General features: G+C 64.6%; 9 protein-coding genes. 5 read left to right on the forward strand and 4 right to left on the reverse strand.

The window, feature by feature from the left end; genetic code table 11:
- Nucleotides 1-61: 61 nt before the first annotated feature.
- The 3 genes from C5J26_RS05390 to C5J26_RS05400 all read right to left on the reverse strand — a co-directional run bounded on the left by C5J26_RS05390 (nt 62) and on the right by C5J26_RS05400 (nt 4,354).
- Nucleotides 62-1,063, reverse strand: a complete 1,002-nt coding sequence (locus C5J26_RS05390; protein ID WP_105400800.1) for an NAD(P)-dependent alcohol dehydrogenase — start codon at nt 1,061-1,063, stop codon at nt 62-64.
- Between the two features lie 214 nt (nt 1,064-1,277).
- Nucleotides 1,278-1,871, reverse strand: coding sequence for an AAA family ATPase (locus tag C5J26_RS05395; RefSeq protein WP_172745755.1), 594 nt, complete (start codon nt 1,869-1,871; stop codon nt 1,278-1,280).
- Between the two features lie 2 nt (nt 1,872-1,873).
- The gene (locus C5J26_RS05400; RefSeq protein ID WP_105400802.1) at nt 1,874-4,354 is read right to left on the reverse strand and encodes an ATP-dependent helicase; all 2,481 of its coding nucleotides are present in this window, start codon (nt 4,352-4,354) and stop codon (nt 1,874-1,876) included.
- 278 nt (nt 4,355-4,632) lie between these two features.
- Here C5J26_RS05400 and C5J26_RS05405 point away from each other — a divergent pair, with 278 nt between their 5' ends.
- Nucleotides 4,633-5,877, forward strand: coding sequence for an efflux RND transporter periplasmic adaptor subunit (locus C5J26_RS05405; RefSeq protein ID WP_105400803.1), 1,245 nt, complete (start codon nt 4,633-4,635; stop codon nt 5,875-5,877).
- Nucleotides 5,874-9,077, forward strand: a complete 3,204-nt coding sequence (locus tag C5J26_RS05410; protein WP_105400804.1) for an efflux RND transporter permease subunit — start codon at nt 5,874-5,876, stop codon at nt 9,075-9,077. The genes C5J26_RS05405 and C5J26_RS05410 overlap by 4 nt, the downstream gene beginning before the upstream one ends.
- Nucleotides 9,078-9,166: 89 nt before the next feature.
- Here the strand turns inward: C5J26_RS05410 and C5J26_RS05415 are convergent, their stop codons facing one another.
- The gene (locus C5J26_RS05415) at nt 9,167-10,003 is read right to left on the reverse strand and encodes an NAD(P)-dependent oxidoreductase (protein WP_105400805.1); all 837 of its coding nucleotides are present in this window, start codon (nt 10,001-10,003) and stop codon (nt 9,167-9,169) included.
- Between the two features lie 355 nt (nt 10,004-10,358).
- On the opposite strand from C5J26_RS05415, the gene C5J26_RS05420 reads away from it, so the two are divergent.
- The 3 genes from C5J26_RS05420 to C5J26_RS05430 all read left to right on the forward strand — a co-directional run bounded on the left by C5J26_RS05420 (nt 10,359) and on the right by C5J26_RS05430 (nt 15,936).
- A complete protein-coding gene (locus C5J26_RS05420; RefSeq protein WP_105400806.1) occupies nt 10,359-10,562 on the forward strand; it encodes a hypothetical protein in 204 nt (67 codons plus the stop codon).
- Nucleotides 10,563-10,742: 180 nt separating this feature from the next.
- Nucleotides 10,743-12,158, forward strand: a complete 1,416-nt coding sequence (locus C5J26_RS05425; RefSeq protein WP_105400807.1) for an FAD-binding oxidoreductase — start codon at nt 10,743-10,745, stop codon at nt 12,156-12,158.
- A 76-nt stretch (nt 12,159-12,234) separates the two neighbouring features.
- Nucleotides 12,235-15,936 (forward strand): AsmA family protein, encoded by a 3,702-nt coding sequence (locus C5J26_RS05430; protein WP_105400808.1) that lies wholly within the window; start codon nt 12,235-12,237, stop codon nt 15,934-15,936.
- The last annotated feature ends 3 nt before the right edge of the window (nt 15,937-15,939 follow it).

The raw sequence follows: 15,939 nt of genomic DNA on the forward strand, positions 1-15,939 counted from the left end.
CTGGTTTTCGAGGTAACCGGGGCAGGGGTTCTCCGCAAGGAAAACCTCTGCCCTTGGCGTGTCACCAATCGATGCCGATCTTGCCGAAATGGCTGCCGCTCATCTCGTAGCGAAACGCGTCGGCAAGTTCTTCGAGCGGAAACACCCTGTCGATCACCGGCCTGACCAGCCCCGTATCGAGCGCCCGGACGAAATCCTGCTGCTGGCGGCGACTGCCGACCAGAATGCCCGACAGAACCGCCTGCTTGCCCATCAACGCCGCGGTCGGCACCTCGCCGCGCGGGCCGGTCAAGACGCCGATCATGGCGATATGGCCGCCCATCTTCACCGCCTGGATGGACTGGCCGAGCGTCGCCGGACCGCCGACCTCCACCACGTGATCGACACCGCGGCCCCCGGTCCAGTCGAAGACCTGCTTGCCCCAGTCGGCATGGTCCTTGTAGTTGACCGTAAACTCGGCGCCGAGCTTTCTGGCCCGCTCCAGCTTGTCGTTGGAGGAGGAGGTGATTGCCACCCGCGCGCCCATGGCTTTGGCGATCTGCAGCGCATAGATCGACACGCCGCCCGTGCCAAGCGCCAGCACAGTCTCGCCGGCCTTCAGTCGCCCAAGCTCGGCCAGCGCCCGCCAGGCGGTCAGGCCGGCCGTGGTGATCGTTGCCGCTTCCACATGGCTGAACCCTGTTGGAGCGAGCGTGAAGGCGCTCACCGGCCGCACCGCATATTCCGTCGCGAACCCGTCGATCCCGTCGCCCGGCGTGCGCGAAAAACCGCCCGGTAGCGGCGGACCATCCTGCCAGTCCGGAAAGAAGCAGGAGACCACATGGTCGCCCGGCTTAAACTCGATCACCCCTTCGCCGACCTCCTCGACCACGCCGGCGCCATCCGCCATCAGAACCCGCCCATCGGTCGGCGTCCTGCCGCTTGCGACGCTCAGGTCATGAAAATTGATCGAGCTCGCATGCAGCGCCACCCGGATCTCGCCCCGGCCCGGTTTGCCAGGGTCCGGCAGATCGACAAGCTTCAGGGCATCGAGCCCGCCAGGGGCTGTGACGATGGCTTTCATGAATTCCTCCCTTAAAATTCCAAAGCTCCGGTGCTTGAGGTAGCGGGAGACAGGGAGGCTGACAAGGTTGACTGTCCGCCGGACAATGGGAAGAGGCGTATCGGTCGCTCGGTTTCTCGCAGGATTCCGCCAAATCCTAAGCCTGGCGCGTATGCGGTGAGGTGAGGGAGGCGACGTTGCGGGAACATGTGGCTGTTCTGGTAGCCAAGCAGGTCTAGAGGATTTCAGTCCTGTTTTGTGGTTTTAGCCAGTCTATCCTGGCTAAAACCTCGTCTGTGATCTCGGAAGTGGTGCGTCCGTCGGTATTTATGTAAAGAATATCCTTGCCCGTTTCGGTCGCTATGCGGTTCATCTGCCGGAGAGAACGTCCGAGTTGATCCTCCATGCTTCCTTCAGTTTCTCGCCGGGCCAATCTGCTGGCAATGTTCTCTTCTGTAGCCATCAGGCGAACGACAGTGAACCTGGCGCCGGGTATCGCCGACGTGATCCACCTTCTGTCGAAATCCAGGTGCATCATCACGCCTGACAGGATCAGGCGCTTGCTCCCCAGCTCCTTGTAAGTTGACCATATCGCCTTGAGGGTGAGGGCACTGACATCGATCGTGCCGGGAGACAGCCGCTCCAGATCCTGGCGCGAAGGGCGCGGGAATATCCGGTCCAGTTCGTCGCTTTCGATCGTCGCATGCGCAATACCGGCCTCGGCGAGGCGAGCAGAGATCTCCCAGGAAAGAGTGGATTTGCCGACGCCCGCAGGTCCAGTCAGCAGCAGGATTTCAATCTGGTCGTCAGGCCCTACAGCAGCATCCAAGCTCACACCCGCTCCACAAACCCATCCAGCACCCGCTTCTCTCCGGCCCGATCAAACTCGATCGTCAGCTTATTCCCCTCGATCGCCGAGATGTTGCCGTTGCCGAACTTGACGTGAAACACCCGGTCGCCGACCGAAAATTGCGAGGGCTTGTCGGCGACCGATTTGGCCACCAGTTCGCCGTCGATCGTGCGGGTGCGCGGGCCGCTTTCGCCGTAGCCGATGCGTTCCACGGCGTGGCCGGAGCGGGTGCCCCAGTTGTCGCGGGTGGCGTCGGTCTTGTTGGCCTGGGCGCGTTTCCAGCCGGGTGTGGAATAATTGTTGGCGAAGGGTTCGGCCTTGTCGAAACGCGACTGGCCGTAACCGCCGCGGCCGCCATAACCGCCGTAATTGCTGTCGGAGGCCGCGACATCCACATGGGCTGCCGGCAGTTCGTCGAGGAAGCGCGACGGCATGGTCGATTGCCATAGGCCGTGAATGCGGCGGTTCGAGACGAACCAGATATGGCAGCGGTGTTTGGCGCGCGTCAGACCGACATAGGCGAGGCGGCGTTCTTCTTCCAGCCCCGAGCGGCCGCCCTCGTCGAGCGCCCGCTGATGCGGAAACAGGCCTTCCTCCCAGCCGGGCAGGAAGACGGTGTCGAATTCCAGGCCTTTGGCCGAATGCAGCGTCATGATCGAGACGGCATCGAGGTTTTCGTTGTTCTCCGCATCCATGACCAGCGAGACGTGTTCGAGGAAGCCGCGCATGCTCTCGAAGGCTTCCATGGAACGCACGAGTTCCTTGAGGTTTTCCAGCCGTCCCGGCGCTTCGGCCGATTTGTCGTTCTGCCACATGGCGGTATAGCCGCTCTCGTCGAGGATCTGCTCGGCCAGCGTCTTGTGATGCATGTTTTCCAGCAGACCCTGCCAGCGGCGGAAGTCGGTCACCACGTCGAACAGCGCCTTGCGCGCCTTCGGCTTCATCTCGTCGGTCTCGATGAGGTCGGCCGCCGCCTGCAGCATGGGGATGTCGCGGGCGCGGGCATAGTCGTGCAGGTAGCGCACGGTCGTGTCGCCGAGGCCGCGCTTTGGGGTGTTGATGATCCGCTCGAAGGCAAGGTCGTCGGAGGGCTGGCAGACCATGCGGAAATAGGCCATGGCGTCGCGGATCTCGAGCCGCTCGTAGAAGCGCGGGCCGCCGATGACGCGGTAGTTGAGGCCTAGTGTCACGAACCGGTCTTCGAACTCGCGCATCTGGAACGAGGCGCGCACCAGGATCGCCATGTCGTTGAGCTTGTGCTTGCCGCGCTGGAGGTTCTCGATCTCCTCGCCGACGGCGCGGGCTTCCTCTTCCGAATCCCAGGCGGCATGCACCACCACCTTCTCGTCGTCGGGGTTGGAGCGGTCGGTGAACAGGGTCTTGCCGAGGCGGCCCTCGTTATGGGCGATCAGATGGCCGGCGGCACCCAGGATGTGTTCGGTGGAGCGGTAGTTGCGCTCGAGCTTGATCACCTTGGCGCCCGGAAAATCCTTCTCGAAGCGCAGGATGTTGTCGACTTCGGCGCCGCGCCAGCCATAGATCGACTGGTCGTCGTCGCCGACGCAGCAGACGTTCTGGGGAACGTCCTTCGGCCGCTGCGCAAGCAGCCGCAGCCACATGTATTGGGCCGTGTTGGTGTCCTGGTACTCGTCGACGAGGATGTAGCGGAACTTGCCGTGATATTCCTTCAGAAGATCCGGGTTCTTGCGGAGGATCGCGATCGGGTGCAGCAGCAGATCGCCGAAATCGCAGGCGTTCAGCGTGCGAAGCCGCGCCTGGTAGGCTGCATAAAGCTCGCGGCCCTTTCCGTTGGCAAACGCACGGGCGTCGCCTTCGGCAATGTCCGGCGGCGTCAGGCCCTTGTTCTTCCAGGTGTCGATCATGCCGGCGAACTGTTTTGCCGGCCAGCGTTTGTCATCCAGCCCCTCCGCCTGGATGAGCTGCTTGATCAGCCGCACCACGTCGTCGGTGTCGAGAATGGTGAAGTCGGAGCGCAGGCCGGCGAGTTCCGCATGGCGGCGCAGCAGTTTTACGCCGATCGAGTGGAAAGTGCCCATCCAGGGCATGCCCTCGACCGCGCCGCCGACCAGAACGCCGACGCGTTCCTTCATCTCGCGCGCTGCCTTGTTGGTGAAGGTGACGGCGAGGATCTGCGAAGGGAAGGCCCTGCCGGTCGCGAGGATGTGGGCGATGCGGGTGGTCAGCACCCGCGTCTTTCCCGTGCCCGCGCCCGCGAGCACGAGGACAGGGCCGTCGAGCGTCTCGACCGCTTCGCGCTGTTCCGGGTTGAGGCCTGCGAGATAGTCGGGCGCCCGGTGCTGGTCGCGGGCCGCCATGGCGCGCGCGGCGATGCCGAGGCCGCCGTTTCCGGCCGGCTGCGCCAAGGCGGGGGCCGGGCCCTTGCGCTGCGCCTGCTCAGGTTCTTCGTCGAAGAACGGAATGTCGTCGAAACTGTTCGTCATGCGGCCAATGTAGTGATTCGGACCTGAAAGACCAGAAAATGTTCTGCTTTCATTCCGACTGTTCACACAAGGCAAGGCCAAATTGTGAAGAGGCCGCCGGTTGCCCACTGCGAAAGCGGCGATTTTAGGAGTATATGTATGCCTCCGGCCTAACATATCCGTGAAATTCCGTGAGGTTACATTTTTGTAAGGTTGCCGAACACCCATTGCGTGAGCACCCGCAAAAAAGGATACTCCCGAGCAATAATGGCCTCCTGGTGCCGCCATCGGAGAATTGAATGCGGATTTGGAAACAGCTTCTGCTCTGTATCGTAGTCCTGGCCGGAGCGCTCGGCCTGTGGGTCTACCTGGTGCCGAGCGCCGGCGGAACCCTGACAAAGATGGGCATTCCCGGTGAAGTGATCGCCGCCGTCATTCCGAGAACCGCAGCCCAGCCCGCACCCGCTCCAGCGGGTGGTGCCAACGGCAATGCAGCGGCGCGTCCGCAAGGCGAGGGCGGAGCTCAGGGCGCTGCGCAGAATGGGCAGCGCGGGGCAGGCGGGCAGGGTGGTGCCCAGGGCGGCAACCGCGCGACGCTCGTCGTCGCCCAGCCGGTCGCCATCGGCACCGTCAACGACCGTCTCTCGGCGATCGGCAGCGGTCAGGCCATCCAGTCGGTCGTCGTCATGCCGCAGGCTTCCGGTACCATCAACGAGATCATGGTGACGTCGGGCCAAAAGGTCACCAAGGGCCAGGTTCTGGCCCGCCTCGACGACGAAGAGCAGACGATCGAGCGCGACAAGGCGCGGGTGGCGCTGGCCAGCGCCCAGGAAAAATCCGCTTCCTACAAGAACCTGCAGTCGTTCTCGCGCCTCGACGTTTTCGATGCGCAGATCGCCGAACAGGCCGCAAAACTCGCACTCTCCACCGCCGAACTCAATCTCAAGCGCCGCGATATCGCCGCCCCGATCGACGGCATTGCCGGCATCGTCGCGGTCAATATCGGCGACAACGTCACCACCCAGACCAATATCGTGACGATCGACGACCGTACGGCCATTCTGGTCGATTTCTGGGCGCCGGAGCGTTTCGCGGTTGCGATCGAGCCGGGCCAGCCGGTCGAGGCGAGCTCGATCGCCCGTCCGGGCCAGGTCTTTTCCGGCAAGGTCGAGGCGATCGACAACCGCATCGATCCGGCAAGCCGCACGATGCGCATCCGCGCCCGGGTGGAAAATCCTGGCGACGTGCTGCGCGCCGGCATGGCCTTCAACGTCGGCATGCGCTTTGCCGGCGAAAGATATCCGGCGGTCGATCCGCTGGCCATCCAGTGGGACGGCGAAGGTTCGTATGTCTGGCAGGTCAGGGACAACAAGTCCGTCAAGACCCGGGTGCGCGTCGTCCAGCGCAACCCCGATGCGGTCCTCGTGGGCGGCGAGCTCAAAGAGGGCGACAGGATCGTGACCGAAGGCCTGCAGCGTGTGAGGGAAGGGGCGCCGGTCCGGATCCTCGGCGCGCCGGAAACGGCTGAGGTAGCGCGCCAATGAAGATCGAACTCCCAGGCGTTGGCCATGACGACGAGGGGAAGGCCGAGGCGGAGAAATCCGCGCAGAGCTTTACCGCCCTCTTCGTCCGCCGGCCGATCCTTGCCGCGGTTCTGAACACGCTGCTGGTCGTTGCGGGTCTTGCGGCTCTCGCCGGCGTCGAGGTGCGCGAACTTCCCGACGTCGACCAGCCGGTCATCACGGTGCGCACCAATTACGACGGCGCCTCGCCGCAGACGATGGACCAGGAAGTCACCCAGGTCATCGAGGGCGCCGTCGCGCGCGTCTCCGGCCTCAAGGCTCTGTCCTCGCAGTCGCAGTTCGGCTCCAGCCGGGTGACGATGGAGTTTTCCGACAGCGTCGATCTGTCGGAAGCGGCAAACGACGTGCGCGATGCGGTCGGCCGTGTCGTCAACCAGCTGCCGGACGATGCCGACGAACCACGCATCGTCAAGGCGGACGCCGATTCCGACGCCATCATGCGCCTTGCGGTCACGTCGTCGAACATGTCGATGGAAGACCTCACCCAGCTCGTCAACAACGAGGTGGTTGACCGGCTTGCCGCCGTCGAAGGTGTCGCGGACGTCGAACTTTACGGCGATCAGGACAAGGTGTTTCGCGTCGATGTCAACCAGTCCGCCCTGGCCGGCCGCGGCCTGACTGTTGCCGACGTTTCCAATGCGCTGTCGAGCGCGGCGCTCGACGTTCCGGCCGGCTCGCTGAAGAGCACGACCCAGGATATCGTCGTTCGCGCCACCGCCAACCTCACCACGCCGCAGGATTTCGAAAACGTTCTGATCGGCCCGAATGTCCGCGTCCGCGACGTGGCGACCGTGGCACTCGGCCCGGATGACGGCACGACCGTGCTGCGTGCCAACGGCGTGCAGGGCGTCGGTCTCGGCATCATCCGCCAGGCGCAGTCGAACACGCTCAACATTTCCGAAGGCGTCAAGGCGGCTGTCGCGGAGATGCAGAAGGCGCTGCCGGAAGGCGCCCGCATCGCCATCACCGGCGACGACGCGATCTTCATTCAGGGCGCGCTGCACGAAGTCGAGATCGCATTGATGCTGTCGGCCGCGGTCGTCGTCGTGGTCATCTACCTCTTCCTGCGCGACTGGCGCGCCACGCTGATTCCAGCGATCACCATGCCGGTGGCGCTGATCGGCACGCTGGTGGCGATCTACCTCGTCGGTTTCTCGATCAACATCCTGACCCTGCTGGCGATCGTGCTCGCGACCGGTCTCGTCGTCGACGACGCGATCGTCGTGCTCGAAAACATCGTCCGGCGCCGAGCAGAAGGCATGGGTCCGCGCGCCGCCGCCGTGCTCGGCACCCAGGAAGTGTTCTTCGCCGTCATCGCGACCACGGCGACGCTTGCCGCCGTCTTCATTCCGCTGTCCTTCCTGCCCGGCCAGATCGGCGGCCTGTTCAAGGAATTCGGCTTCGTGCTCGCCTTCTCGGTGGCGCTGTCGTCGGTCACCGCCCTGACGCTCTGCCCGATGCTCGCCTCGCGCATGCTGACCAAGCCGATGAAGGAGGACCACGGTCTCCTCGGCGCCTTCGGCAACGGGTTCGCCAGGGTCTATGCGTCTTCGCTGCGGTTCTGCCTCAATGCGCCGCTGGTCGTCATCGTCGTGTCGGTGGTCTTCTCGATTGCCGCCTACAATGTCTTCGGCCTGGTCAAGAGCGAGCTGACGCCGCGCGAAGACCGCGCCACGATCATGCTGCGCCTGACGACGCCGCAGGGCGTCAGCCTCGATTATACCCGCGACCAGATGCAGCGCGTCGAAGAGAACCTGAAGTCGCTGCGCGATTCCGGCGAGATCACCAATGTCTTCTCGATCTCGGGTTTCGGCAGCAACACCAATAGCGGCTTCATGGTTCTGACGCTGGCGCCTTGGGGCGAGCGCGACCGCACGCAGGACCAGATCGCCGCGGACGTCAACGCGGCGGCGCTGAGGGTTCCGGCCCTGCGCGGCTTCACCATGCAGGCGAACAGCCTGAAGATCCGCGGCGCCGGCAACGGCCTGCAGATGGCCCTGGTCGGCAACGACTACGAAGTCCTGACCTCGACGGCACTGAAGCTCGTGTCGCATATGGAAAGCGAAGGCGCCCGGTTCTTCGATACGCCGCGTCTCACCAACGAGCCGACCCAGGCGCAGCTTTCGGTCGCGATCGACCGCGAGCGGGCCTCCGACCTCGGCATCGACATCACCGGCCTGTCGACCGCCATGCAGTCGCTGCTCGAAGGCCGCTCGGTCGTCGACGTCTTCGTCAACGGCGATGCGCTGCCCGTTAAGCTCACCTCGACCACGAGACCGATCGACGACCCGACCGATCTCGAGAACATCTTCCTCAAGACCGGCGACGGCAAGATCGTGCCGATGTCGACGATCGCGACCTTGAAGGAAGGCGCGGTGGCGCCGCAGCTCAACCGCGAGGAACAGCTCGCCTCGGTGTCCATCTCGTCCAACCTGCGCGATGGCGTGGCGCTCGGCGACGCGGTCAGGGAAGTCTCCGCGATCGCCCAGCCGTTCCTGCCGGCGGGCGTCCGCCTGGTCCCAATGGCGGAGGCAAAGACGCTCGGCGAAAACTCCAACGCCATGCTGATGACCTTCGGTTTTGCGATCGTGATCATCTTCCTGGTGCTGGCGGCGCAGTTCGAAAGCGTGCTGTCGTCGATCATCATCATGTCGACCGTGCCGCTCGGTCTTGCCTGCGCCGCCATCGCGCTGGTGCTGACCGGGTCGAGCCTCAACGTCTATAGCCAGATCGGTCTCGTGCTGCTGGTCGGCGTCATGGCGAAGAACGGCATCCTGATCGTCGAATTCGCCAATCAGCTGCGGGACCGCGGCACCAGTGTGCGCGAGGCGATCGAAACCGCCTGCGCCATGCGTCTGCGCCCGGTGATGATGACGATGATCGCCACCGTCATCGGCGGCGTACCGCTGCTGCTGGCCCAGGGCGCCGGTGCGGAAGCTCGTATCGCGCTCGGCTGGGTCATCGTCGGCGGTCTCGGCTTTGCGGTCATCGTGACGCTGTTCATCACCCCGGTCGCCTACCTTCTGATCGCCGGCTTCGCCAAGCCGCATATGCACGAGGAAGCGCGGTTCCATGAGGAACTGGCGCATGCCTCGCGCGGCGGGCAGGAGAAGCAGGATAACGAGAAGGAAAAAGAGGAACAGCTGCTCGCCGCCGAGTGACGGGCGGAGAGAAGACCTGTCCCTTCCATAGCCGCTGTCCTCGGACCCGATCCGGGGACAGACAGGATAGCGTCCAGATTTTCGACGACCTACCGGCCGAGCAGGTCGTTGAGCTGGCCGGCAAGCGCGCTGCCGCCGGCCCGGTCGTCGGCCATCTTCTGAAACACGCCCGCCATTCCCTTGAAGATCAGCGAGGCCGGATCGTCCTCACCGAGGAATGCGGCGATTTCCTCCATCTCCGCCACCCAGCGATAGGCTTTCGCATACATGTCCGGAATGGCGCCCGAGAGTTTCCGATCGAGGTCGGGGTTGCTTTCGGCCATCTCCCGCCTGAGGCTCTGGTCGGCACCCGATCCGATGGCGGCGAGAAGCATGGCGGTGCCGAGGCCGGTGACGCCCTTGTTGATGCCCGCATAACACATCTTCAGCGCCGAGGCAGCGCCGATGGCGCCCTCGATCCGGCGGACGTGAAGCCCGTGCGCGGCGAGAACGGCACTTCGGTCCGCCCCGTCCCCACTGATATAGAGTTTTGGCCCGGCTTTTCCCGGTTGCGGCGGCAGGCCGATGATCGAGCCGTCCAGTACGTTCGCCTGGCCGAGCCTGAAGACGGCTGCAACTTGACGCATCGTGTCGGGCGAGATCGCATTGCAATCGATGAATGTCACCGGGCTCGGGCGCTCTCCGATCGCCGCCGACAGACGTTCCGCGACGCCGATCGCCTCGCCGGGCGGGACGATCGACAGAACGATCTCCGCCCCGACGATGTCTTCGAGCGGGGCGGGCTCCATTCCGGCGGCTCTGGCCCGGTCGTGGCTCTCGGGCGAGCGGCCGTCCAGATAGGTCAATACCTTGGCGCCGCCGTCCGCCAACTGCCGGCCGACGCCGCTCCCCATCGCACCCGCGCCGATGATTGCAATTGTCGCCATCGCTGATCTCCTGAAACTTGATAAGGGCAGGACCTGATCTAGCGCATCGATCGGTGACTTGCAGGTGAACTATTTGGCGCCGAGGGAAAAAGATCTGCCCGTGTACCGGAATCAAGGAGCTGCCGCCTCCACCTCGGTCAACGACTACTTCGGCGATTCGCGTCGGGCTCCTGTAACCCCTGCCGGGATGGAGCTGAAGGACTTACCGACGCGGGAGGCTCATGATGGACATCTCGCTGCGGTGGTCGCTTTCGAGGGTTCTTGTGCCCATGACGTCCATGACCGGCGCCTGTTAAACTTGCGGCAATCTTGTGCATGGCATGGCAATGTTGCCACGCAGCAGAAGGAGAGACGTATGGCGTTGATCGGCTTCAAGAATACCCATAACCAGTCCGTATACATCAATCCCGCCCAGGTGCTTTACGTCACGACCTTCGAAGAGGAAGTCACCATCGTCGCTCTCGCGCTTGCCAGCGCCGGCGGCAAGCCGACGGCCGTCTATGTCCGCGGCAATGTCGATCAGGTACAGCAGAGGCTGAGCGTAGCCATAGCGGGCTAGGTTCCGCGTCCGTCATCCTCATGTCGAGTTCGTCGGGGGCAGCTTTCAGCGCCCCGTCCGACACAAAAATCCGAAATCGCCAAGGCCCGACTCCGCGTGATCGGTCCGCCGCTGTTCCGGCTGGACAAAACCCGACCCGTCGCCTAACCAATCCCTTGAAAAGACAAGAGGAGAGTGATCATGGCGATCAAGGATGTGAAGGCAGGCCTTCGCAACGAGGAGGGCATCTCGACGGTCCTCGGCATCCTCAAGCAATCCTTCGGTGAGCGGTTTCAGACCGGCCAGTCGTTTCGCGAGCAGCATGCCCACACGACGACCTATCTGCCGGCGCAATTGCCGGATGGCGTCGTCTTCGTCGAAAGCGCCGATGACGTCAAAGCCGTGGTCAAGGCCTGCGCCGAGCATCGCGTGCCGGTGGTGCCATTCGGCATCGGCTCCTCGCTCGAAGGCCAGGTGAATGCGCCCTCCGGCGGCATCTCGATCGATTTCAGCCGCATGAACAAGGTGCTTCGGGTCAGCCCGGCCGATCTCGACGTAACCGTGGAGCCCGGCATTACCCGCGAGGAGCTGAACCGCGAGCTTCGCGACACAGGCCTGTTCTTCCCGATCGATCCCGGCGCCAACGCCTCGGTTGGCGGCATGACTGCCACCCGCGCCTCCGGCACCAATGCCGTGCGTTACGGCACGATGAAGGACAATGTCCTGTCGCTGACCGTCGTCACCGCCAACGGCGAGGAAATCCGCACCGCGCAACGGGCCCGGAAATCCTCGGCCGGCTACGATCTGACCCGCCTCTTCGTCGGTTCGGAAGGCACGCTCGGCGTCATCACCTCAGTGACGTTGAGGCTGCAGGGCATTCCGGAAAAGATCGGCGGCGGCGTCTGCGCCTTCCCGAGCGTTAAGGCCGCCTGTGACGCCGTGATCATGACCATCCAGATGGGCATCCCGGTCGCCCGCATCGAATTGCTGGACGACGTGCAGATGCGCGCCTGCAATGCCTATTCAAAACTCTCCTATCCGGAAAAGCCGACGCTCTTCCTGGAATTCCACGGCACCGAGGAAACGGTGGCGCTGCAATCGGCGCAGTTTGCCGAGATCGCCACGGAATGCGGCGGCGACGAATTTCTATGGACCGCCAATGCCGAGGAGCGGGCAAAGCTCTGGAACGCGCGGCACAATGCCTACTGGGCGAGCCGGGCGCTAGCGCCGGAACTCGACGGCCTGTCGACCGACGTCTGCGTGCCGATCTCGAGGCTTGCCGAATGCGTCGCCGAAACCCAGGCCGATATTGCCGAAAAGGGGTTGCTGGCCCCGATCGTCGGCCATGCGGGCGACGGCAATTTCCACGTCCTGGTGCTCTTCGACGGCAAGGACCCGGCCTCGGTCGACAAGGTCGAAGCGTTCATCGCCCGTCTCAACCACCGGGCACTTTCGATGGACGGAACCTGTACCGGCGAGCATGGCGTCGGCCAAGGCAAGATGTCGTTCCTCGAGGAAGAACTCGGCGGTGCCGTCGATCTGATGCGGACCATCAAGCGGGGCCTCGATCCGGATAATATCTTCAATCCGGGCAAGATCTTCAGGATTGCCGAATGAGATGCTCCCGCAAGCTTGACTTGCCTGTGAACCCAATGGAACTAGTCTCTTAAGCAAGATCAGGGAGACGGATACCGTGCTCGGACGCATCCTGTTGGCATTCGGCGGATTGGTAGTAGTGGCGCTGTTCACAGCGCTGCTCGCGCCGTTCTTCGTCGACTGGTCGAGCCTGCGCGTCGGCTTCGAGGAACAGGCAAGCCGCATCCTCGGCAAGAAGGTGACCGTCCACGGCGACGTCGATGCACGTATACTGCCGTTTCCCTCAGTCACCCTGCATGACGTGCGGGTGGGCCCCGATACGGATGGTCAGCCGCTGGTGCAGGTGGCACGGTTTTCGATGGATATGGAGCTGGCGCCGTTCCTCTCGGGCGAGGCGCGCATCTTCGACATGCGCATCGAGGAACCGAAGGCGCGAATCCGGCTGTTGAAGGACGGCTCGCTCGACTGGATGCGCGGCAGCCGTGCCGCGATCCCGGCCCGCACGGTGGTCATCGAGGACGTGCACATCACCGGCGGCGAGATCAACCTGATCGACGAACAGTCCGGGCAGTCGCGGCAGATCACCGGCCTCGCGGGCGATTTTTCGGCCGGCTCTCTGCGCGGTCCCTGGCGCGGCGAAGGCAATGCGGCGCTCGACGGTTACGAGACGCGGTTCAACCTGGCGAGCGGCACGGCAGATGCCGAGGGCAAGCGTATGCCGCTGCGCCTCAGGCTCTGGCCGGATGCGCAGCCCGTCGAGGTCAATCTCGACGGCGAGCTTACCGTCGCCGACGACAAGCCTGCATATAACGGCAACTTCACCCTCGACTTCCTGCAGGAGGAAGACGAGACCGAGCCGGTGACGCCGCCGCCGCCTGGGCCACGCCTCAAGGGCGGGTTCGAGGTCACCAACGAACGCATTCGCGTTCCGCAATACCGGCTGGAAGTCGGGGCGACCGACAACCCTTACGTGGTGACCGGCGAAGCGACGCTCGATACCGGCGAGAAGCCTGAATTCCTGCTGACAGCCGACGGCCAGCAGATCGACGTCAATCGGCTGGGCGAGGGCGCGCGGGCAAAGACCGGCCGCGATGCCGCCGCTTCGGCGCAGCGCCGCATCAACAATTTCATCCGGCTGGCGGCATCGATCCCCATTCCGCAGGTGCCCGGCCGCGCCAGCCTCAGGCTGCCGGCGATCGTCGCCAACGACACGACCATACGCGATATCAGGCTCGACATACGGCCTGCCGGGCGCGGCTGGACGGTGGACAACGTGGTCGCCACCCTGCCGGGCCGCACGCAGCTGGAGGCGAAGGGCAGCCTCGTGCTTCGCGACCGGACCTCCTTCGTCGGTGACATGCTGGTCGCCTCCAGCCAGCCGTCCGGGCTTTCCGACTGGCTTTCGGGCCGGGTGGCGCCCGAGCTGCGCCAGCTCCGCTCCGCCGGCTTTTCGGCAAAGGTCAACCTGACGCCGGACCTGCAGCGGTTCGACAACCTCGAGCTGGCGGTCGGTCCGGCAACGCTCAAGGGCCGTGTGGAGCGCCAGTCCGCCCAGGGGCAGACGCCCAATCTTTCGATGAGCCTTGCCGGCAACGAGATCGATATCGATGCGATGCGGGCGCTCGCCTCGCTGATGACCGGCGACGATGCGGGCCAGGACGTGCTCGACCATCGGGTTGCCGCGACGTTGAAGGCCGACCGGTTCACCGCCCTCGGGGTCGCCGCCAACAATGTCGACACCGCCTTCACCCTGGCCGGCGGCGCGTTGTCGCTGGAGCGCCTGACGATCGGCAATGTCGAAGGCGCCACGGTTTCGGCACGAGGTCGCGTAGAAGGCTCGCTGCTGGCCTATTCGGGCAATGGCAGCCTCACCTTCCGTTCCGCCGATCCGACGGCTTTCCTGGCCATGCTGCGCGACCGGCTGCCTGCGCATCCGGCTCTCGCCCGGCTTGCGGCAAACGGCACCTGGTTCGCCAACACGGATCTCGGTGCCAGCCTGACTGTCGGCGGTGACCTGAATGGCATGGAGGTCGTCCTCAAGGGCAAGACCAACGGCAGCGCGGTCAATGCCAACCTGAAGCTTCCCGGCCTTTTCGACCTGACGGGCGGCACCGACATGACGCTCGTCGCGTCGCTCGACAATCCCGATCCGATGGTTCTCCTGGGGCAGGCGGGTCTCGATCCCCTGCCTTTCAAGGGGGATGGCGCGGGCGAACTGTTGCTCAACGTCCACCAGGGCCCGGATGCCGCCGCAAAGGCTGCGCTGACATTCACGACCGAAAAGACCTCGCTGGACATCAACGGCGATATCCGGATCGGCAGCGAGGGTTTTGGCGAGGGCCGCGGTCACGTCACGCTCAGAAGCGTGGATCTGGAACCCTATCTGCTGATGAACGGCATCGGCCTGCCGCAGTTCGGCACCGGCATGCCGGTGACATTCGACGCGGATTTCAGCATGACGCCGGAAGCGGTGAAGATCGCTGCCCTCAAGGGTGCGGCGGACGGCAATGCGATCAGCGGCGACATCGCCGTCGACCGCAAGGCGCCGGGCATGCCGGCAACCGGCTCGCTCAGCGTCGACAGCCTCGATCTCGCCTGGCTCGGTGAGGCGATCTACGGGCCGGTCAGCGATCCGCAGAGCGGGGCGTTTTCCTCAAAACCCTTCGCCCGGCCGATCTTTTCCGGGGCGGATGTCGCGCTCGACGTCAAGGCGCGGAGGTTCGATGCCGGCGTCCTCGGCAACATCGGTGATTTTGCAGCCAGGGTCACCCATCGCAGCGGCGGCATCACCATCGAGAACGGTGCGGGCAACTGGCAGGGTGGGCGGCTCGCCGGCCGGCTGCTGATGTCGAACGGTGACGGAACAGGGCTTCTGCAGGCCCGGGTTTCGGCTGAAAACGCCGATCTCGCGCCGTTGGTCTGGAAGGCCGGCGGCAAGCCGGTCGCCAGCGGCAAACTGGATTTCAACATGTCCGCCGAATCGACCGGCAAGACCTTGGCCGAGCTCCTCGGTGCAACGAGCGGGTCGGCCGAGTTGCGGCTGAAGGGCCTGACCGTCGCCGGCATCAATCCCGATGCGATGAAGCCCTTGATGGCCGGGGTCGACAAACTTGCCGGCGAGGTGACGGAGGCGAGGGTCCGGCCGATCGCAACCGGCCTGCTGCATCAGGGAAGTGCGGCGGTCGGCAACGTGACCATCCCCGTGACGATCACGGCCGGCGAAGCGCGGGCGCAGAATGTCGCAGCCGGCGTCGGCGCCACGAAGCTGTCGGGCGAGGGGCGCTTCGATCTGCTGGATGACAGTCTGAGCGCAAATCTGGCAGTCACCTACGATGCCGGCGACGAAGCGCTGGCCGGCGGCGATCCGACCATCCGGCTCGAATATTCCGGGGACTTTGCCGCCCCCACCAAGCGGATCGATATCGCGGCGATCACGAATTTCCTGTCGCAGCGGGCCTTCGAGCAGCAGCGGCGGCGTGTCGAGACGCTGCAGGCGAGCGTGCTCGAAAAGCAGCGTCTTCGCCGTGAGGTGGCGCTCTATAATTTCCAGGCGATCGAGCGGCAGGCGGCCCGCGACAAGGCGGCGGCCGAAGAGCGGGCCCGCCAGCAGCAGGCGGCCGAGGCGGAACGCCAGCGTCAGGGAGTGGAGGCGGCGGCGCGTGCCGCGGAAGAGGTGCGTCAGCGCCAGATCAGCCAGCCGCCGCAGCTGATCGTACCGCCGACCGACGGCGCGATCCGCCAGAACTTTCCGTCCCCCGGCATTTCCAATATGCCAAGTCTGCCAGGGGTGCAGCAGTAGCTG

The organism is Neorhizobium sp. T7_12 (assembly GCF_002968535.1).
GTDB lineage: Bacteria > Pseudomonadota > Alphaproteobacteria > Rhizobiales > Rhizobiaceae > Neorhizobium > Neorhizobium tomejilense.